This is a genomic window from Enterobacter cloacae complex sp. P17RS (assembly GCF_014895885.1).
Classification (GTDB): Bacteria; Pseudomonadota; Gammaproteobacteria; order Enterobacterales; family Enterobacteriaceae; genus Enterobacter; species Enterobacter bugandensis.
Genome location: NZ_JADBQK010000032.1, coordinates 18300 through 38846 on the forward strand (window position 1 = coordinate 18300; position 20547 = coordinate 38846).

Below are 20547 nucleotides of genomic sequence, written 5' to 3' on the forward strand. Positions count from 1 at the left end.
ATTCCTCTACTTATGAATTTAATCAGTTTCAACGCGTTCGCGTATCACCACTGCGGGGTTGCCACGGCAAACTTTATTTGCCGGTAGCGATTTAAAAACGCTGCTGCGGGCACCGACTACCGTGCCATCGCCAACAGAAATACCTGGTGCAACAAAAACATCCGTTGCCAGCCAGCACTTTTCACCGATCACAATAGGCGAAGCGGTAATATCAAAATGCGGGCTCATAAAGTCGTGGCTGCCGGTGCACAAATAACACTTCTGTGAAACCACCGAATTTGCGCCAATCGTAATCTCGCCCAGGGTATATAACACCGCGTCATCCCCTACCCAGGCATAATCCCCGAGGGTTAATTTCCAGGGGTAGGTAATCTTCACCGAAGGTCGAATAACTACGTTTTTTCCGATTTTTGCGCCAAACAGGCGCAATAAAAAGGCTCGCCAGCGGTACAGTATTTGCGGCGACCAGGCAAATAAGGTTGCCTGAACCGCCCACCACAGCTGTACCTTAATACCGTTCCCGCCCCGAAAACCTTTCGGTACGGAGAAACCTTTTAAATCCTGCATTGCGTTTCCTTATATTCAGGCTTTGTTATATAAGGTTTTCGTTTTACCTGTCGTACGCAGGCGTAATAAATAAGACAATTCCGCCCAGAATCCCGGCACGCGTAATATTTGACGCTGCACCTTTTTTGCATCCTGGCATAATTCCAGATTATTAGACGTTGACACGCCGCCCATCGAAAATTCAGATACCAGCCCTTTAATTCGACGGAACGGGTAACCTGATTTATACAGGCTGGCGGCCAGCGCATAATCGGATGACACCTTGTACTGCAAATCGTAAGGCTGTTTTTTCAGACCGTTTACCGGGAAGAAAATGGCCTGATGGCTGGCCGGCAGGCTGTGGTAGATATACCAGCCTGGCTTGGCGCTGCGGCAGACTTTATGCCCGTCGCCAAAATCGAGCAGCGCATCGCCAATATACATGGCATCCTCTTTCTGGCGCGCCAGCTGACGAGCAAACAGCGCCACGTCGTCGTGGAAAATATCGCCCGAGTTGAGGAAGATGGCATAACGGCCCTGGGCCATAGTAATGCCCTTGTTCATCGCATCGTAGATGCCTTTATCTTTCTCGCTAATGTAGCGTAAGTTGAACTCACCGTTGAGTTTTTCCAGAAACTCCGCCGTGCCATCGTTCGAGCCGCCGTCGACCACGATCCACTCAAAGGTGAGGCTTGGATCGCGCGCCAGGTTGCGCAGCGAGCGCCAGGTTTTTACCACCCCTTCGTAATTACGAAAAGCGACAGTAATGACGCTAAGAAACATAAATCACCTCATTTCGTCATACGTTCGTAATATTAAGCGCCTTACGCAAAATAAACGGACAGACAATCAAGAAAGCATATTCCGGGCTAAATATTGACCCGGTAAAAAACAGCGACACCGGCGTAAAAAGATAAAGCTGCACGCGAAAGTTCTGGTTATCACCAAACGCGTTGATCATCATTTTGAAAACTTTAAACAGATACCACAGCGTCAACAGTACGGCGAACCATGAAAAATAAATAATTAACAGATACAGACCATTGTCTATGGTTTTACCGACATCCGCACCGTTAAAGATTCCGAATGATGCAACATATTCGTAAAGTGAGCCGAATCTTACTACACCATCGATATGGGTTAAGGAATAACCCACCATCACCAGCGGACCAATGATGCGATAATAGGACGATGACCCTTCCGTTCCCAAATCCCCCAGACGTTCTGAAATGTACGGAAACGCGAATATGACGCCTACTAAAAATACCGTCAGAGAGATTATCGCCAGCGGCAGTTTTTTCTTAATCGCATCTTTGTTCAGGTACTGGAACGCCCACTCCAGCAGGTAAAACAGGATAAATGTCATTACCCCTGAGAACGATCCAGACAGAACGATTCCTGCAAGAATCATAGCATCGGTCTTAGGCGTTTTGATACCAAACTGTTTGATGCTGAGCCAAATTGAGATTAACGCCAGAGCGAAAAACGCCGGTTCAAAATAGAGCGCCGTTGTACGCTTCCCTCCAAACTTAATGAAGTTCAGTACATAGCTGTTACTGTAAATGAGATATTTCGAAATTATCTCCATCAGGCTGCTGCCACCGGTCAAAATAATCTGCGCCATTTCCAGTGCGGCAAGCATAACAATTAACGCAACGGCAATATAAAAGAACCTGAGGATTTTCCGATAATTGTGCGGTGAAATAGTTTTGAAGCGAATACTCCAGACCATGCCAATAATAATAACGATATAAACAAACAGCATGGTTGAAGTGACGTATTTACTGGCATCCAGCGACTGGCCAAAGATGTAGTTAAACAGCGTCAGGCCCGTGCCCAGCCCCAGGGCAATCATCAGCTTCTTCAGGTTGATTTTATCGACATACAGCAGAAGCAGAACGGGCAAAAAAGTCACGATGGTTATCGGGAAGCTTTCGCCGAGCTGGGCAATTTTGACGTTGACCAGCAGGTAGATCAGCGGCAGCAGCAGATAACTACAGATTCTGATAGAACGAGACATACTCCTCCAGCATCTGTTGTCCACTGTAGGCCTTGCGGCTGCGGTTGCGGAACGATTCCAGGTCAGTGCCAAAAACGGCCTCGGCGATCTGCGCCTTCGGCAGCTGCACCAGAGGCAGGACCTCGTGCCCGGCGAAGGTTTTTCCGCCCGATTTTTCCAGCACTTCGCGCGCTGCATCGCTGTGGGTGGCAATCACCGGCACGCCGATGGAGAGCGCCTCGCAGAGGATCAACGGGTAGTTATCCACGCGGGAGCTGAACACCAGCGCGTCCATGCCGTTGAGGGCGCTCATCAGCTTGCGCTTGTCGGTTTCAAACCCGTGATTCACCACGTTAGCGCCTTCGAACGGCGAGAATTTGCCGAAGGTGTGCAGTTCAATTTTGTCACCCAGCGCCATCATGTCGCGCACCAGCTGCTGGTTGGTTTTGCCGTCGTAGCGCAGATCGTGCGCAACGATGGCAATTTTCGGTTTGCCCGCGGTTTCCGCCACCGGCGTCAGCTCGGCCAGGATGGCTTCCGTCGCCACGTCGATACCGTTGTTGATAATCTGACAGCGCCCTGCCCCATACAGGCTGTTGAAGGCGTCGGCCACGTGCTGGCTCGGGGAGATAAACGTGCAGCCGAGCGAAAGCATGTCGCGGAACAACTGACGCTTTCCGTCTACCAACTGATGCGCGCGATCCACTTTCACCGGCGGATAGTTGCTCAACGTCGGGCATTTCTGGCAGCTATCTTTCCAGCCTTCGCAGCCGTCGGTAAACGCGCAGCGTCCGGTTACGCTCCAGTGATCGTGCAGCGTCCAGACGAAGCGGGTGTCGGGCTTGTGGGCCTGCACCTTCTGACAAAACGCCACCACCTCTTCCAGATTCAGCCAGTAGCTGTGCAGCACGTGAAAATGCAGCACAACCGGGCCGCTGGTGCGGGTCACGGTGCGATAAAGACTGTTCAGGTTGCCAAACAGATCGCGGTTAAACAGGCGGAACAGCGCAATGTTGGCAACAGAGGTCAGACGCGGCGTGTGCTTGTGCACCTGCGGGAAGTTATCATGGCTGACGCTTTTCTTGCCGCCTTTGCCGTAGCCGTAAATAAACCGGGACTGAAGTCCTTTTTGCAGGGCACGCTGGTGCAGATCCAGCGCCACGCCTGCCGCTCCGCCTTCTGCGAGGCGTACGTTAAATTGCAGAATGTTCATTTAATCACCTTCACGCGGGCTTTCTCTCCCACCACCAGCGCGTTATCCGGAATGCTGTCCAGCACCACGCTGCCCGCCCCGATCGTCACGTTGTTACCAATCGTAATGTCGCCAATCATCACCACGTTCGCCCCCAGCTCGACGTTATTGCCGATCACCGGGCAGGCCAGGCTGTCCGGCCCGCGGTTGCCGATCGTCACCCCGTGGCGAATGGTGAAATCATCGCCCGCAACCACGAACTTGTTGATCACCACCGCATAGCCGTGGTGGATGGTAAAGCGGCGGCCAATGGTGGCAGCGGCCTGGATTTCATAGCCAAAAAAGCATTCGGTGATGATGCGGTACAGCACCAGAATCGGTGCCGCCCAGATATTGTTCAGTACGTTTTTCTTGCGCCACACCGAGCAAAAGTGCGCGATGCGGTACGCCAGAACCATGCAGCACGGGCGCAGGCTCCAGCTGTTTGCGCGGCAATCTTCCAGAAACATTATTTCCCCCGAAGCCCGTCAGCCAGACGCTTGCCGTTACGCACCGACAGCAGCGTCAGCAGGGTGCGCCAGTTCATGCGCTTATTGCGGATCTGATACAGGGTAAAGAGCTGATACTTGCGGCTGGCACGGTCAAACTTGTCCTTGTGCTTGCGGTAAAAATGGAAGTAGCCTGAAAACTTCTTCGGTGAGGAGGTGATCTGCATCTCCCCGTGGTTGATGTGCAGGATCTGCGTGGCCTCTTCCACTTTCCACGGCTCGCCGTACTCCACCACCATCCGCAAGAAGATGTCGTAATCCTGCGCGGCCTTCAGTTCGGTATCGAACAGGCACTCTTTAAAGCGCCACGCCCAGGTAAAGACCTGATTACCGATAATGTTGCGCTTGTAGAACAGGCGACGAGAGTACGGTGATTTCGGATACAGCGGCAGGCTCGCGGGCTGCGAGTAAACCTCGCCCTGGCAAACATAGTCGTTGGCATACAGAAAAGCGTGCGTGACCAGCTGCTCTTTATGCGAAAGGAAGACGGACAGGCGGTTCGGCGTCCATTCGTCGTCATCGTCGATGCCGGTCAGATACTGCCCTTTGGCCTGCATAATCGCCTGATTACGCACCGCGCACGCCCCGGAGTTAATCGGGTTATGGGTATACATCACGCGCGGATCGTTGAGTTCGGTGACAAATTTTTGCAGCTGTTCATACGAGGAAGAACAGTCATCCACGATGATCAGTTCCCAGTTATCGTAATCCTGACGTAAGACCGACTTAATAGCGCGGATCGCCAGCTGCTGACGGTTCCATGTCGGCATATAGATAGAAACTAAAGGGCGTTGTGTGGTCATCTTTTCCTCCTACCCCTCACCCCGGCCCTCTCCCCCAGAGGGGAGAGGGTGAAAGGCGGCACCGGACAGTTCCCTCTCCCCTCAGGAGAGAGGGTTAGGGTGAGGGGGGGTGTTTTGTTATTTGCTGTCAGACTTGTATTCGTACTCGTAATAACCGTAATCCTGGTACCCGGTCGCGCGGCGGAAGATGGAGTTCAGGATGACCCCTTTCACCTCAATGCCGTTCTGCTCGAAGCGGCTCAGGCTGGTTTCCACTTCCTTCAGGGTGTTCACCGCATAGCGCGCCACCATCAGCGTGGTACCCGCATGACGGCCAACCACGGCGGCATCGGTCACGGCCAGAATTGGCGGCGTATCGATCAGCACCAGGTCATAGTTTTTGCTCGCCCACTCAATCAGCTGGGTGAAGCGCTCGCTCATCAGCAGTTCAGACGGGTTCGGCGGCACCTGACCACGCGGGATCAGGTCGAATCTCGGAATCGAGGTCGGCTTGGCGCTCTGGCTAATCTCTCCCTGACCCAGCAGGATTTCCGACAGACCGTTCACGTTGTTGGTGCCCAGCAGTTCGTGGGTATAACCCTTACGCATATCACAGTCGATCAGCAGCACGCGCTTGTTGGTCTGGCTCACCACGGCCGCCAGGTTGGCACAGACAAAGGTCTTACCGATTGACGGGCTGACGCCGGTTAACATCAGGACGTTGTTTTTAGCCTGCATCATGGCGAAGTGCAGACTGGTACGCAGGCTGCGGATCGCTTCAATCGCCAGGTCGGTTGGGTTACCCACGGCCAGCAGCTGGCTCTGTTTGTAACGCTTAACGCCCTTGATGGTCTTGACGCTGTCACGGGATTTTTGCCACTCAGACAGCGGAATGCTGGCATAGACGTTGATACCACTCTCTTCCAGCACCTGCGGGCTTTCGATGCCGCGGTTGAACAGCGAGCGCAGCAGGACGCCAACGATAGAGAGCATCAGGCCAAGAATAATGCTGCCGAGAATAATCAGCGCTTTCTTCGGCTTCAGCACGCCAGGCTGGGTAATGGCCGGGTCGACGATGCGCACGTCACCCACGGTGCTGGCCTCGGTGATTTTCAGCTCCTGCTGTTTGTTCAGCAGCTGCATGTAAACCTGCTGTCCGGATTCCACGTCGCGGGTCAGACGCACGATCTCCTGCTGCGTTTTCGGCATCGCGGTCACGCGGTCGTTCAGCTTCGCCTTCTCCTCTTCGAGAGTGCGGCGCTTCTCAAGCAGCGTGCGGTAGGCCGGGTGACGTTTGGTGTAAAGCTTGGAAATCTCCGCCTCTTTGAAGGTCAGCTCGTTGAGCTGCGCATCAATATTCACCATCGAGTCGAGAACCGATTTCGCCTCCAGCGGCAGGTCGACGGAGTCTTTATCCTGACGGTAGGCGTTCAGCTTGTTCTCGGCATCGTCCAGACGGGCACGCACTTCCGGGAGCTGTTTAGCGAGGAACGCCAGGCTTTTCGCCGCTTCCGCCGACTTGCGCTCGACGTTCTGCTCAAGGTAGTTGCGGGTAATGCTGTTCAGGATGTCGCGAATTTGATCCTTATCTTCACCGGTAAAGGTCATGCTCAGCACGCCGGTGTCCTTACCGTTTTCGGTGACGGTCAGGTTGTTCTGCAGATTGTTGATCATTCCCAGCGTGGAGAATTTGGTGACGGTGAATTCACCGCCCTCCTGGGCGTGGATCGCGCTAACCATCATGCTAACGCCGTCTTTGTTCAGCATCTGCCCCACTTCGCCGCGTGCGCTAAAGCCCGCATCGCTGGTCAGCTGATACTGTTTCGGGCCCAGCACCGTCAGGGTAAAGGTTTGATCCCCCGCCCCTTTCGGCAGCACAAAGTCAGTGACCTTTACGGTGTCATTGCTGCGCCCCATCAGACGGTCCCAGCCGGCACCGAAGATCGGAAACGTATTTTTGGTGACGGAGATGTCGAGTCCGAGGTCGTGAACCGTTTTACCCAGCACCAGACGCGACTGGATCAGCTGAATTTCAGCGTCGGATGCTGGCGGTTTGTTCGCCAGCGCGGAGCCGATATCCTGCACCAGCGAGTTGCCGGTATTCTGCTCGATCTGCACCAGCGCGTCGGCGCTGTAGATAGGTGTGGCGAACAGCGTATACACGACGGCCGCTGCGGCAAACACGGCAGTAATGCCAAGCACCCACCACTTTGCCTCGATAACCGTGCCGACCAGGCGACCAATATCAATTTCATCACTGCCCGAAGTCGGGGCGGCAGAAGGTCTTGTTTTTTCTGTCATTGTTATCCCTGCTGAGCTTTCAGTGCCTGCGCCCACTGTTGGGCAGACTGGTCAAGTAAGGTGTAAACCGCCTCGAAGGCTTCATGGCTCTTGCGATACGGATCGGGGATTTCGCGTTCGTTGTCCCAGTGACCAAACAGCATCACCTTGCCGCGCATCTCCGGAGCGATATCGCATAGCGCATGAATATGCCGTTTTTCCATTGCCAGAATCAGGTCATACTCCCGGCACATGCGGCCGGTGACCTGGCGGGCGATATGCCCGTCAAGAGAAAGGTTGTGATCGCGGGCCACGCTCGTGGCGCGCTCGTCGGCACCTTTGCCCACCAGCGCGCCAAGCCCTGCGGACTCGACCGTTAACTCGGGCTGGTACTGTTTCAACAGCCGTTCAGCCGTGGGGGAACGGCAAATGTTCCCCACGCATACCACCAGAATTTTGTTAAACATCGCGGATTACCAGGTATGAATGTCGCGCGCCGTATCCGTCATGTAGCGAACGCCACTGATGGTTGGCAGCAACTGGTTGATCAGACGGTTCCAGCGGGCAACCGGCGCGGTGGTGACATAAACCACATCGTATGGCTGGAGACGGAACTCCGTCGCCATCACCAGAGACGTCGCATCGGACATATCCAGCTGGTAGATGTTGGCAATCTTGCCCTTCGCGCTGCCTTCACCCTTCAGCGGACGGATGACGAAGATACCGGTCGCGTTAGAGGTGGTCAGATCGATACCTTCAGCATTGCCCAGCGCTTCGGTCAGGGTCATGCCGCTGAAGTCCATTTTGAGGGTGCTCTGTTTCTTCACTTCACCCATCACGAAGACTTTCAGATCGTCGTTGCGCGGTACGTAGAGAATATCGCCCGGATAGAGCAGGCGGTTCTGGGTCAGGTCGCCGTTTTGCATCAGCGCCTGCAGCGAAATGCGCTGCTCTTTGCCGTTGTGGGTCAGCACCACGTTGCGCCAGTCGGCGCCGTCGGTTAAGCCGCCCGCGGCGTTAATGGCGTCCAGAACGGTGAGCGGAACGTTGGTGATGGCCTGCTGGCCGGATTTGTTCACCTGACCGGAGATATAGGCTTTTTGCGAGCGGAATGCGGCGATATTAACGTCCACCTGCGGGTCGGCGATGTACTGCGCTAAGCGGCCGGTAATATCACTACGGATCTCGGCAAGCGTTTTTCCGGCGACATGTACTTTACCAATGTACGGATAGAACATGGTGCCATCTGACTGTACCCAGTTCCCGGTGTCGCTTGAGCTACGGTACTGGCCCGCTGGCGTGGTCAGTTCAGGGTGGTCCCAGACGGTCACGTTGATCACGTCGCCCGGCCCCACGCGATACTGATAGGAGGCAATTTCCTGGTCCAGAGACATATTCGGCTGGGCAACATTCGGACGTGGACGTAATTGTTCGACCAGACGTGGCGTAAGTGGATAAACATTCACCATTTTGTCGAGATCAAAATCGGCATCCTGTTGCTTGATCACATCCTTACCCATTGTTGACATATTGCTGCCGGGAAAGACCGTGCAACCACTCATCAAGGTCACAGACACCAATAATGGCATCAATTTCATTTTGGATTTCATCATTGATTATTTATCACTTTGGCAGAGTAATTATCCTGTGCAATTTAAATAAGCCTGAGACGTATTGGGTTTCAGCATGCAGTTAATCAAATAGAAATATAACTGGCATCAGTCCTAAAAAAAGCTTATTCATCCATTGGCTATTGACAGAATAATCGAGGCTGATTCACACGCTTTCAGGCACGCTACCGCCCTTGGCTTTCAGTTACCAATCCACTGACTAAACAATGCTTTATGGATAGACACCCTCTTGAGTAAGGTCTTCTGGAAATATATCAGCCGCTTGAAATACACAACGGATAATGAATGACCATTCCGAAGACCAAAACAATAATAGCAACAACAAGATTTAACATTTGATGCTGGGAGAATTGTTGCAGCTAACCTAATAGCAGGCAAGGAGACAACTGTCCTAATATCTGTTTTTAAGATTAATATTAAGAGCAAAGTTTTGACCTTTTAGGATTTTCTTTATATTGACAAAAAGAGAGTAAAAACCATTATCTGCGATATATCCTAAAAAGCACTCAAAATAATAAAATATACGTATTTTGCTTATTTACACTCATCTGAGACTGCTCTCTTTTTTACGCATCGTATTAAGAGAAATCTCAGCCCGACATTGCATTTTCCCCCAGCTTTATCCATGATCGAAGTGTGACATTCGTCATATAACAGAAGGTATTGCTATTACTATGGAATGGATTGCCGATCCATCAATCTGGGCCGGGCTGGTGACGCTGGTCGTCATCGAATTAGTGCTCGGTATTGATAATCTGGTGTTTATCGCCATCCTCGCTGAAAAACTGCCCCCTTCCCAGCGCGACCGCGCGCGCGTGACGGGTCTGCTGCTGGCGATGGTGATGCGTTTACTGCTGCTGGCCTCTATCTCCTGGATGGTCACGCTCACTCAGCCTCTGTTCTCCGTTCGCGGTCTGAGCTTTAGCGCGCGCGACCTGATCATGCTCTTCGGCGGGCTGTTCCTGCTGTTCAAAGCCACGGTGGAGCTTAACGAGCGGCTCGAAGGCAAGGACAGCGAGAACCCGACCCAGCGACGCGGGGCGAGATTCTGGCCGGTGGTGGCGCAAATTGTGGTGCTCGATGCGGTCTTCTCCCTGGATTCGGTGATTACCGCCGTCGGGATGGTGGACCATCTCGCCGTCATGATGGCCGCGGTAATCATCGCCATCACGCTGATGGTGATGGCAAGCAAAGCACTGACCCGCTTTGTGAACAGCCACCCGACAATCGTGATCCTCTGTCTCAGCTTCCTGCTGATGATTGGCTTCAGCCTGGTTGCAGACGGTTTCGGCTTCCACATTCCGAAAGGCTACCTGTACGCCGCCATTGGCTTCTCCGTCATGATTGAAGCGCTCAACCAGCTGGCGATATTTAACCGCCGCCGGTTTCTCTCCGCGAATCAGACCCTGCGCCAGCGCACGGCCGACACCGTGATGCGCCTGTTGAGCGGCAGGAAAGAGGATGCCGAGCTGGACGCCGAATCCTCTGCCCTGCTGGCCGATCACAGCGACGGGCAAATCTTTAACCCGCAGGAGCGGCTGATGATCGAGCGCGTGCTCAACCTGAATCAGCGCACGGTCAGCAGCATCATGACCTCCCGGCATGACATTGAGCATATTGACCTCACGGCACCGGAAGAGCAGATCCGCGCCCTGCTGGATAAAAACCAGCACACCCGCGTGGTGGTCACCGGCGGTGAAGAGGAAGAGGATCTGCTGGGGGTGGTACACGTGATTGACCTGCTCCAGCAGCAGCTACACGCCGAGCCGCTCAACCTGCGCGCGCTGGTACGCCAGCCGCTGGTCTTCCCGGAAGCGCTTCCGCTGCTCTCCGCGCTGGAGCAGTTCCGCAACGCGCGCACCCACTTCGCGTTTGTGGTGGATGAATTTGGTTCGGTGGAAGGGCTGGTCACGCTCAGCGACGTAATGGAAACCATCGCCGGTAATCTGCCAAACGAGGTGGATGAGATTGATGCCCGCCACGACATTCAGAAAAACGCTGACGGCTCGTGGACGGCCAACGGCCACATGCCGCTGGAAGACCTTGTGCAGTACGTGCCGCTACCGCTGGATGAAAAACGGGAATACCACACCATTGCCGGTCTGCTGATGGAGTATTTGCAGCGCATCCCGCAGCCGGGAGAAGAGGTTCAGGTGGGCGACTATCTGCTTAAAACCCTGCAGATTGAAAACCATCGCGTGCAGAAAGTGCAGCTTATTCCACTGAGGGATGAGGAAGAGCTGGATTTTGAGGTCTAGGTAAACCAAAACGGCAACCCCGTTGCCGTTTTAGTGTTTGCTCCCTCTCCCGTGGGAGAGGGTCTGGGTGAGGGCATCAGGCCGCACCGCCGTCAAAGCTTATCCAGAAGCTTCTTCACATCCTTGCCGTTCTGGGAATCTTTATTACGATCCGCCCAGCTGTTGAGCCGACGCTTCGCTTCATCCTGCAGATGCTTACGCAGGATCTGATCTACCTGAAGGCTGTAGTTCAGCGCCTGCCATTTGCCGTATACGCTAAGCGGAACCGGCGTCTCTTTGAGGAAGTCAATCAGCTTGCTTTCGCCCTGCCAGCCGGAAAGCACCCGGACGTTAAAGCGCGTGTCCGCCGTCTCTTTGACCAGATCCAGCGAGCCTTCTCCGGTTAACGACAGCATAGATGAAGTTCCCTGCATCCCGGCCAGCGTCAGCACCCCGTTATCCAGCGTCAGGTCAGTGGTGAAGCTGTCGAGGCGAGTTGCGCTATCGTAGTTTTCCTGGGCTTTAACATCGCTGCTGCGCTCCACCGCCTGCTGAACCAGCTGCTGGAAGTTGAGCCCTTCCATTCGCGAATCTTTCAGGTCAACATGCGCCTCGCCCTGCCACTCACGGCGGAAGGCGTTGGCATCAATTTTGGTGCCTGAGAAATCGCCCGCCAGCGTCAGCTGACCCGTCAGGGATATCGGATAGTTAAAGGCTTTGAGGATGCTGCCAATCTCAACGTTGTCGAGACGCGGCTGGAATTCAGCGCTGGCAACGTCCTTACGCACGTCCAGCGTACCCGGAAGAGACAGGTGACCCGCCCCCATTTTGCCGCTCAGTTCTGAAATTACCAGCAACCCGTTGTGGTTGAACATCTGGCCGCTCACGTCGGTAAAATCAATACCGCGCCAGCGCACGCTGTTAGCTTTCAGCAGAATATCCGCCGTGAAGCCGCGCAGCACGTTATAGTCAGGCTGTTCAAGGTTGGATGAGATAACCGGACGCGACACCGGTGACTGGCTTTGCCCCGTCTGCACGGCATCGCTGTCCGTTGCGCTTGCCGGCACCGGTGGCAGGATGTTCTCCAGGTTGAGCTTGTCAAACTGCAGGTTCAGCACCCACTTCGGCTTATCGTCGAGCGTGACGCTCGCCTGCCCTTTCAGGCTGCTGTCGTTGGCCTGCAGATTAAGGTTTTCCAGCGCCAGCTGTTTTTGCTCTTCGCGCCATACGGCCTGCAGCGTCCCCTGCCCGGCGATCCCCTGGGTCGGGAGATCCGCTCCCGTCAGCTGCCAGCTAAGCTGCTGGATGTCGGCCGTCAGCTGATGCGGGTAGTCCGACGCATTCACGTTTGCATTCAACGAAAGGGACAGATCGCGCTGGTCGCGGTTTACCCGTCCGCTAAATTCCAGCGACGCAAGATGGTGTTCATCCTGTTCCATCTGCAGGCTGATGTTACGAACGGTGACCTGCTCCTGATCCTCATGCTGGAACACCAGCACGCTATCGGCCACTTTCAGTTTGCCTATATCAAAGGACCAGCCCGTATCGGACGGTTCATCCGGTAAGGTATTCTCGCGCGGCGCAACCGGCGCATTCGCGTCGCGCACGGCTTCGGTCTGCGGGGTAAGCTGAATGACCGCGCCCTTCAGCATCACCTGATTAACCTGCAGCTGATGGGAGATGAGCGGGATCAGCGCCACATCGAGACGCATGTTGTCCGCAGAGACCAGCGGCTGTGCCGCGCCCGGCGCGGTTAACGACATGCGGCCAGAGAGAATGCTGAGCTGCGGCCAGACGTGCCAGCGCAGCGGCCCGTCAAGCTTCAGTTGGTAACCACTGCGTGCCTCGACCTGCCGCACCATGTAAGCGCGGAAATCATTCGGGTTAACCAGCAGAACCAACGCCGAAAGGCCAGCAACCAGCACTACCAGCAAAATCATCAGCGTTGTCAGAACTCTTCTCATGGCATCCTCAATGGACTAACGATCAGTCTTTATCAATACGGCTGGCAACCGCACCCTGCTGGTCGCGGTATTTTGCGTCCTGGCGGCGGTTATAAGGCCTGTCTGCCGGGCCTGTGAGCGGTTCAAAGCTTAACGCACCGATCATCATTCCGGGGCGCAGCGCCAGCGGCAGTTTACCGGCATTGAAGAACTCCAGCACGATACGGCCGGACCAGCCTGGGTCGATACGGTGCGCGGTCACGTGAACCATCAACCCCAGGCGGGCCAGAGAAGAACGGCCATCAAGCCAGCCGACGAGATCCGCAGGCAGGGTCACGGATTCATACGTCACCGCCAGCGCCAGTTCACCCGGGTGCAGATAAAAAGCTTCGCCTTCGTCAATGATGATTTCATCACTCATGACGCGATCGAGCGCGGCGCTGACTTCATCCTTCGGCCCGCTGAGGTCGATGAACGGCGCGGTATGGCCGCTAAAGGTGCGGAATTTATTCCCCAACCGTACATCAACGGTCACCCCATTGATGCGCTCCACGGGGGGACGTGGGGTAATAGACAAGCGGCCTTCATCCAGCCAGGCTTCAATATCACGATCGCAAAGACGCATGGTACTTTCTCCTTTCATGCATCGTACCCTGAGCCGTTGAACGCTCAGGGTAAAACCAGGTTATCTCTGAACGGTACACAATTCGCGCGGCTTATTCAAAAAACTGGCTGATTTTCGCTTTTAAGATATCAATAGCAATGCGATTTTTGCCCCCGCGAGGCACGATGATATCGGCGTATTGTTTGGATGGTTCAATAAACTGCAGGAACATCGGACGGACCGTTTTCTGGTATTGCGCCATGACGGAGTCCATCGAACGGCCGCGCTCGTTAACGTCACGCTTGATGCGGCGCATCAGGCAGATATCCAGCGGGGTATCGACGAAGATGGAGAAGTTCATGGATTCACGCAGGCGGGCATCGGTCAGGAGCAGGATGCCTTCAAGGATAATGACCTTCTTCGGCTCGATGCGGATCGTTTCCTGGGTACGGGTGTGTTCTACGTAACTGTAAACGGGCAGTTCGATCGCCTGGCCGCTCTTAAGCGCTTCTAAATGCTGGAACAGTAAACTGTGATCCATCGCATTCGGGTGGTCGTAGTTGGTTTTTACACGTTCTTCCATCGACAGATGGGATTGATCTTTGTAGTAGCTGTCTTCGGGAATGACGCCGATATGCTCATCACCTACCTGTTCACGCAGTTCGCGATAAAGCGTACTGGCAATTAGACTTTTACCTGAAGCCGATGCGCCGGCGATGCCTATAATGACGCACTGATGAGACTTATCAGTCATAAATTTAGCGACCTGAATAACCTGGATGTTAAGGAAGGACGACGCCGGAGCGTCAAACGCGGCAATTATAGGGATTTCGCGGGCGTGATACCAGTCGAATGCGCAGGTTCTGCGAGACAGGCTGAAAAGTGGCGCATTGATCCCTGAGAGAAATTTTAATGACCGTTTTTTCAGCGTTTAACAGGAATTTTTTAGCGAGTAACTATTTAATAAGTCTATGATGTCAAATTATGAGCAGTCGCCATATGAATTGTAAATTGTTTGTACTAGCATAAACCAAATTATCAAATTCACTCGTGCGTACTTCTCTCCTGACGGCATGGCGTCTCTGGATAAAGCGGTAATGAATAAACAATACCAGCGGGTTTTGGTTACCACCCCACATCCTTTATTACGACTTGTCTGTCTGGGCCTGGTCACCTTTATCTTTACCTTATTTTCGCTGGAGCTTACCCGCTTCGGTACCCTGCTGGCGCCACTCTGGTTTCCTACCGCCATTATGATGGTGGCGTTTTACCGCCATGCAGGAAAAATGTGGCCCGGGATAGCCCTGGCCTGTTCATTTGGCAATATTCTGGCCTCGTGGATGGTGTTCTCCTGGGCGTCGATAAACCCCACCTACACCGCAATAAACGTTATTGAGGCCATCATCGGTGCCGTGTTACTGCGCAAGCTGCTTCCGTGGTACAACCCGCTGCAAAATTTAAACGACTGGATCCGCCTGGCAATAGGCAGCGCGCTGGTGCCGCCGCTGGTGGGCGGTATTCTGATGACGCTTCTGATCCCCGGCCCTGAGCCGCTGCGTAATTTCATCGTCTGGGTGCTATCTGAATCCATTGGCGCGCTGGCGCTGGTGCCGCTGGGGCTGCTGTTTAAATCCCATTACCTGCTCCGCCACCGTGATCCGAGATTGCTGCTGGAAACCCTGGTTACCATGGCCGTAACGCTGGCCCTCAGCTGGGCATCCATCACCTGGCTGCCGTGGCCCTTTACCTGCGTGATTGTCCTGCTGATGTGGAGCGCCGTGCGCTTGCCGCGGATGGAAGCGTTCATGGTGTTTCTGGTTACCGTGATGGTCGTTTCACTGATGATTGCCCATAACCCTTCGGCGCTGACCACCCAACATGCCGGGCCGATGATGAACGCGCCGTGGCTGCCGTTCCTGATGCTCCTCCTCCCCGCTAACGTGATGACCATGGTGATGTATGCCTTCCGTGCCGAACGCAAACACATCACCGAGAGCGAAGAGCGCTTTCGTAATGCGATGGAGTATTCCGCCATCGGTATGGCGTTAGTCAGCATGGAGGGCCAGTGGCTTCAGGCCAACAAGGCGCTGTGCAATTTCCTCGGTTACAGCCAGACCGAGCTACAGTCGCTCACCTTCCAGCAGCTCACCTGGCCGGAAGATTTGCATACCGACCTGGAACAGTTGGAGCAGCTGGTCAACGGCGAGATCAACACCTACACCCTTGAAAAGCGCTATTACACGCGCAACGGAGAGGTCGTCTGGGCACTTTTGGCCGTCTCCGTCGTGCGCCATGCCGATGGCTCGCCGCTCTATTTTATCGCCCAGATTGAAGACATTAACGACCTGAAGCAGACCGAGTGGGTCAATAAACGGCTGATGGAGCGCATTACGCTGGCCAACGAAGCGGGCGGCATCGGCATCTGGGAGTGGGATCTGGAGCCAGACATCATCAGTTGGGATAAGCGGATGTTTGAGCTGTATGAAATTCCGCCGCACATCAAGCCCACCTGGCAGCTCTGGCACGAAAGAATATTGCCGGAGGATCGCGCCCATGCGGAGCAGGTACTGCGGGATTCACTGGTTTCTCGTCTGCCGTTTAAGCTTGAATTCCGTATCCGCGTGAAGGAAGGCGTGCGCCATATACGCTCCCTGGCAAACCGGGTACTGAATAAAGAGGGTGAAGTCGAACGTTTGCTCGGCATCAATATGGACATGACCGAGGTGAAGGAGCTTAACGAAGCGCTGTTTCAGGAAAAAGAGCGTCTGCACATCACGCTCGACTCCATCGGCGAAGCGGTGCTCTGTACCGATATCGACATGAACGTCACCTTTATGAACCCGGTCGCCGAGAAGATGAGCGGCTGGCTGCAGACCGAGGCCATCGGCCAGCCGATCCTGAAGGTGTTACACATCACCTTTGGGGAACGGGGCCAGCTGATGGAGAATATTCACAGCGGCGATATGTCACGCTCCGATATCGACCAGGATGTAGTGCTGAACTGCCGCACCGGCGGATCGTTTGATATCCACTACAGCATTACGCCACTCAGTACCCTTGATGGGCACAGTATTGGCTCGGTGATCGTTATTCAGGACGTCACCGAGTCGCGCAAAATGCTGCGTCAGCTAAGCTACAGCGCGTCGCACGATGCCCTCACCCACCTGGCAAATCGGGTCAGCTTCGAAAACCATCTCAAACGGCTTCTGCAAACCGTTCGCGAGACGCGTCAGCGTCATGCGCTGGTCTTTATCGATCTGGACCGCTTCAAAGCCGTCAATGATAGCGCAGGCCATGCGGCGGGAGATGCCCTGCTGCGGGAACTCTCTTCCATGATGTTAACCATGCTTCGCTCCAGCGACGTGCTGGCGCGCCTGGGCGGCGACGAGTTTGGGCTGCTGCTGCCGGACTGCAATATTGAGAGCGCGCGCTATATCACCGGGCGTTTGATCCATACCATCAATGACTATCACTTTATGTGGGAAGGTCGCCTGCACCGGATTGGCGCCAGCGCAGGGATCACGCTGATTGATGAGCATAATAACCAGGCGTCAGAAGTGATGTCGCAGGCGGATATTGCCTGTTATGCCTCGAAAAACAGCGGCCGCGGCATCGTGACGGTGTACGAACCGCAGCAGGAGCGGGATCGGAGCGCGCGCAGCATGATGTCGCTGGACGAACAGTGGCATATGATCAAAGACAATCATCTGATGATGATAGCCCGCAGCGTCGCCTCCCCGCGCATACCGGAAAGCTGTAACTTCTGGCTGATTTCGCTACGCCTGTGGACCAGCCAGGGTGAAGTCCAGGAGGAGCACGCCTTCCGTTCTGGTCTGGCGGAGCCCGAACTGCTGCACGCCCTCGACAGACGTATCTTTGGTGAGTTTTTCCGCACCTCTGCCGCACAGGTCGCCCGTAAAGGGATGGGGGTAGCACTGCCGCTTTCTGCCGCCGGTTTAGCCAGCGTAACGCTGGTCGATGAACTCCTCGACCTGCTCGATAACAGCCCCATGCCGGGCCGTCTGCTGCATCTGGTTATCGCGAGCGACGTGGTGTGTAATCCGGATGAGAACCTGCAGCGAGGGCTGCAAAAGCTTCGCCAGGCGGGCTGCCGGGTGATCTTCAGCCAGATAGGGCGCGACATGAACGTCTTCAGCCACCTGAGCCCGAACATGGCCGATTATCTGATGCTCGACGCCGAGGTGGTGAGCAACGTGTATGGTAATCTGATGGATGAGATGATGGTGACCATTGTTCAGGGCCACGCCCAGCGTCTGGGGATGAAAACCATCGCGGGCCCCTGCAACCAGCCCATCATGATGGATACGCTTTCCGGCATCGGCATTGATTTTATCTATGGTGACACCATCGCCGAGCCGCAGCCGCTGGATCTACTGCTCAACACCAGTTATTTCGCCATCAACTGACGGCGTCCAGCCGTCGGTATACCAGATGTGCAGCAGCGCGTAGGAGCGCCACGGCTGCCAGCGCTCGGCGTAACGACGGATCTGCGCGGGAGTCATCCCGGCGAAGCGTTGCTTAATCAGATAATCATCCGGCAGGAACACATCTTTCGCCTGCCAGCCTCTCAGGGCCAGGTAATTTGCCGTCCAGCGCCCGATGCCCGGCCGCTGCTGTAGCGCCTTCATGCCTGCCTCAACGTCCTCGGGCGGCGTCAGCGGAAACATCCCGTCAACAACCGACTGCGCCAGATGAATCAGCGCCTCCGCGCGTTTTACCGGCATCCCGAGCGCCTTGAGCGCCAGCGGATCGGCAGCGGCCAGCGCTTGCGGGGAGGGAAAGCAGACATAACCCGGTGCATCCTTCACCGGCTCACCGCACAGGGCGACAACGCGGGAAGCCAGTTTCGCCGCCATCGCCACGCTGACCAACTGCCCGAGAATGGCCCGGACGCCCTGCTCGTACGCATCCATCGCCCCCGGCAGACGCAAGCCGGGGCGGGCAGCGCCGAGATCCCCCAGCGTATCCGCGATGTGCTGCGGGTTACAGGCGAGATCGAACAGGCGCCCGATGCGTTCAAGACACGTCTGCGCAACCGGAACCAACCCCGGGCTGAGCGTCACGGTCAGCGTATGGGTAGCGATATCCGGCGTCACGCGAAATATCCCCTGATGGCCGTCGCAGGCAAAGCTGCGCTCGTAGTAGTCGCTCGTGACGGTTTCAATGCCCGTCACCGCACGCGCGCCGAGAAAGCCAAACATCCACTGCCAGTCGTAAGGGGGTTGCCACGTCAGGGTATACATCGCTGCTCCTTTTTTATTTTTATCAGCATAAACGGAAAGACCTTGTTTTGCCTTGCTTTCATATTCCTGTTGTCGCGATGCAGACATTTCGTTAAAGTCTCGCCCCTTCTCACCGGCATGGGGATTAATCGTGTTTATTGGATTTGACTACGGTACGGCAAACTGCTCGGTTGCGATCATGCAAAACGGCCAACCGCAGCTTCTGAAAATGGAAAAAGAGAGCACGCTGCTGCCGTCAATGCTCTGCGCGCCGACGCGCGAAGCGGTGAGCGAGTGGCTGTTCCGCCACCATCAGGTTCCGGCTACCGCGGCGGAGACCCAGGCGCTGCTGCGTCGGGCGGTCAGCTTTAACCGCGAGGAAGACATCGACGTTACCCCTTCAAGCGTGCAGTTTGGCCTCTCCTCGCTCGGGCATTACATTGAAGACCCGGAAGAGGTCTACTTCGTTAAATCGCCAAAGTCCTTCCTCGGCGCGAGCGGCCTGAAGCCGCAGCAGGTGGCGATGTTTGAAGATCTGGTGTGCGCCATGATGCTGCATATCCGCAATCAGGCGCAGTCGCAGGTGCCGGATACTATCACCCAGGCGGTGATTGGCCGCCCGATCAACTTCCAGGGGCTGGGCGGTGACGAAGCCAACCAGCAGGCGCAGGGGATACTTGAGCGTGCGGCGCACCGGGCGGGATTCCACGACGTGGTGTTTCAGTACGAGCCGGTTGCGGCGGGGCTGGATTTTGAAGCCACGCTGACGGAAGAGAAGCGCGTGCTGGTCGTCGACATCGGGGGCGGTACAACGGACTGCTCGCTTCTGCTAATGGGACCGCAGTGGCATCACCGTCGTGACCGAGAAAACAGCCTGCTCGGGCACAGCGGCTGCCGCGTAGGCGGTAACGATCTGGATATCGCCCTGGCCTTTAAGAGCCTGATGCCGCTGCTGGGCATGGGCGGGCAAACGGAAAAAGGCATCGCCCTGCCGATCCTGCCGTGGTGGAACGCGATTGCCATCAACGACGTTCCGGCGCAGAGTGATTTTTACAGCACCGCGAACGGGCGCTTCCTCAACGATCTGGTGCGCGACGCGCAGGATGCCGAGAAGGTCGCCCTGCTGTATAAAGTGTGGCGTCAGCGCCTGAGCTACCGCGTGGTGCGAACTGCGGAGGAGTGCAAAATCGCCCTTTCCGACCGTCCTGAACACGCGGTCTCCTTGCCGTTTATCAGCGAGGATCTGGCCACGGCGATTTCACAGGAGGGGCTGGAAACGGCGCTTGCTCAGCCGCTGCAGCGCATTCTGGAGCAGGTCCAGCTGGCGCTGGAGAACGGCAAAGAGAAGCCGGATGTGATCTACCTGACCGGCGGTAGCGCCCGTTCGCCGCTGATCAAGAAAGCGCTGGCGGAACAACTGCCGGGCATTCCGATTGCCGGTGGGGATGACTTTGGCTCCGTTACCGCAGGGCTGGCGCGCTGGGCGCAGGTGATGTTTAGCTAATGCGGTTGTGCCGGGTGGCGGCTTCGCCTTACCCGGCT

General features: G+C 55.5%; 16 protein-coding genes. 3 read left to right on the top strand and 13 right to left on the bottom strand.

Translation table 11 applies throughout. The annotated features are described in order from the left end of the window. Nucleotides 1–18: 18 nt before the first annotated feature. The 9 genes from wcaF to IM265_RS20730 form a co-directional block, all read right to left on the bottom strand. The gene (gene wcaF, locus IM265_RS20690) at nucleotides 19–567 is read right to left on the bottom strand and encodes a colanic acid biosynthesis acetyltransferase WcaF (protein WP_045260414.1); all 549 of its coding nucleotides are present in this window, start codon (nucleotides 565–567) and stop codon (nucleotides 19–21) included. 15 nt (nucleotides 568–582) lie between these two features. Continuing rightward, the gene (wcaE, locus tag IM265_RS20695; protein WP_028013796.1) at nucleotides 583–1329 is read right to left on the bottom strand and encodes a colanic acid biosynthesis glycosyltransferase WcaE; all 747 of its coding nucleotides are present in this window, start codon (nucleotides 1327–1329) and stop codon (nucleotides 583–585) included. 16 nt (nucleotides 1330–1345) lie between these two features. Further along, entirely contained in the window at nucleotides 1346–2566 is a 1221-nt protein-coding gene (wcaD, locus tag IM265_RS20700) for a colanic acid polymerase WcaD (protein ID WP_014884505.1), read from the bottom strand. Then, the gene (gene wcaC / locus IM265_RS20705) at nucleotides 2541–3758 is read right to left on the bottom strand and encodes a colanic acid biosynthesis glycosyltransferase WcaC (RefSeq protein ID WP_126345314.1); all 1218 of its coding nucleotides are present in this window, start codon (nucleotides 3756–3758) and stop codon (nucleotides 2541–2543) included. The genes wcaD and wcaC overlap by 26 nt, the downstream gene beginning before the upstream one ends. Further along, the gene (gene wcaB / locus IM265_RS20710) at nucleotides 3755–4246 is read right to left on the bottom strand and encodes a colanic acid biosynthesis acetyltransferase WcaB (protein WP_045260418.1); all 492 of its coding nucleotides are present in this window, start codon (nucleotides 4244–4246) and stop codon (nucleotides 3755–3757) included. Before wcaB ends, wcaC begins: the two co-directional genes overlap by 4 nt. Further along, nucleotides 4246–5088, bottom strand: coding sequence for a colanic acid biosynthesis glycosyltransferase WcaA (gene wcaA, locus IM265_RS20715; RefSeq protein WP_028013800.1), 843 nt, complete (start codon nucleotides 5086–5088; stop codon nucleotides 4246–4248). Before wcaA ends, wcaB begins: the two co-directional genes overlap by 1 nt. A 117-nt stretch (nucleotides 5089–5205) precedes the next feature. Further along, nucleotides 5206–7368: a tyrosine-protein kinase Wzc gene (gene wzc / locus IM265_RS20720; RefSeq protein ID WP_041909110.1), complete on the bottom strand. Its 2163-nt coding sequence runs from the start codon at nucleotides 7366–7368 to the stop codon at nucleotides 5206–5208. Between the two features lie 2 nt (nucleotides 7369–7370). Next, on the bottom strand, nucleotides 7371–7814 hold the full coding sequence (wzb, locus tag IM265_RS20725; RefSeq protein WP_045629833.1) for a low molecular weight protein-tyrosine-phosphatase Wzb: 444 nt from the start codon (nucleotides 7812–7814) through the stop codon (nucleotides 7371–7373). 6 nt (nucleotides 7815–7820) lie between these two features. Then, a complete protein-coding gene (locus tag IM265_RS20730) occupies nucleotides 7821–8960 on the bottom strand; it encodes a polysaccharide export protein (RefSeq protein ID WP_014170829.1) in 1140 nt (379 codons plus the stop codon). 692 nt (nucleotides 8961–9652) lie between these two features. Between IM265_RS20730 and IM265_RS20735 the strand changes: the two genes are divergently transcribed. After that, on the top strand, nucleotides 9653–11236 hold the full coding sequence (locus IM265_RS20735) for a TerC family protein (RefSeq protein ID WP_193030510.1): 1584 nt from the start codon (nucleotides 9653–9655) through the stop codon (nucleotides 11234–11236). 92 nt (nucleotides 11237–11328) lie between these two features. Here IM265_RS20735 and asmA read toward each other — a convergent pair whose 3' ends face one another. The 3 genes from asmA to udk form a co-directional block, all read right to left on the bottom strand. Then, nucleotides 11329–13179 (bottom strand): outer membrane assembly protein AsmA, encoded by a 1851-nt coding sequence (gene asmA / locus IM265_RS20740; protein ID WP_193030509.1) that lies wholly within the window; start codon nucleotides 13177–13179, stop codon nucleotides 11329–11331. 22 nt (nucleotides 13180–13201) lie between these two features. Next, entirely contained in the window at nucleotides 13202–13783 is a 582-nt protein-coding gene (gene dcd, locus IM265_RS20745) for a dCTP deaminase (protein WP_028013805.1), read from the bottom strand. 91 nt (nucleotides 13784–13874) lie between these two features. Further along, nucleotides 13875–14516, bottom strand: a complete 642-nt coding sequence (gene udk, locus IM265_RS20750) for a uridine kinase (RefSeq protein WP_008500855.1) — start codon at nucleotides 14514–14516, stop codon at nucleotides 13875–13877. Between the two features lie 343 nt (nucleotides 14517–14859). Here udk and IM265_RS20755 point away from each other — a divergent pair, with 343 nt between their 5' ends. After that, entirely contained in the window at nucleotides 14860–18189 is a 3330-nt protein-coding gene (locus IM265_RS20755) for a diguanylate cyclase (RefSeq protein ID WP_100169984.1), read from the top strand. Here IM265_RS20755 and alkA read toward each other — a convergent pair. Further along, on the bottom strand, nucleotides 18154–19026 hold the full coding sequence (alkA, locus tag IM265_RS20760) for a DNA-3-methyladenine glycosylase 2 (protein ID WP_193030507.1): 873 nt from the start codon (nucleotides 19024–19026) through the stop codon (nucleotides 18154–18156). The genes IM265_RS20755 and alkA overlap by 36 nt on opposite strands. A gap of 130 nt (nucleotides 19027–19156) precedes the next feature. Here alkA and yegD point away from each other — a divergent pair, with 130 nt between their 5' ends. Continuing rightward, nucleotides 19157–20509 (top strand): molecular chaperone, encoded by a 1353-nt coding sequence (yegD, locus tag IM265_RS20765; RefSeq protein WP_155026320.1) that lies wholly within the window; start codon nucleotides 19157–19159, stop codon nucleotides 20507–20509. Nucleotides 20510–20547 lie beyond the last annotated feature (38 nt).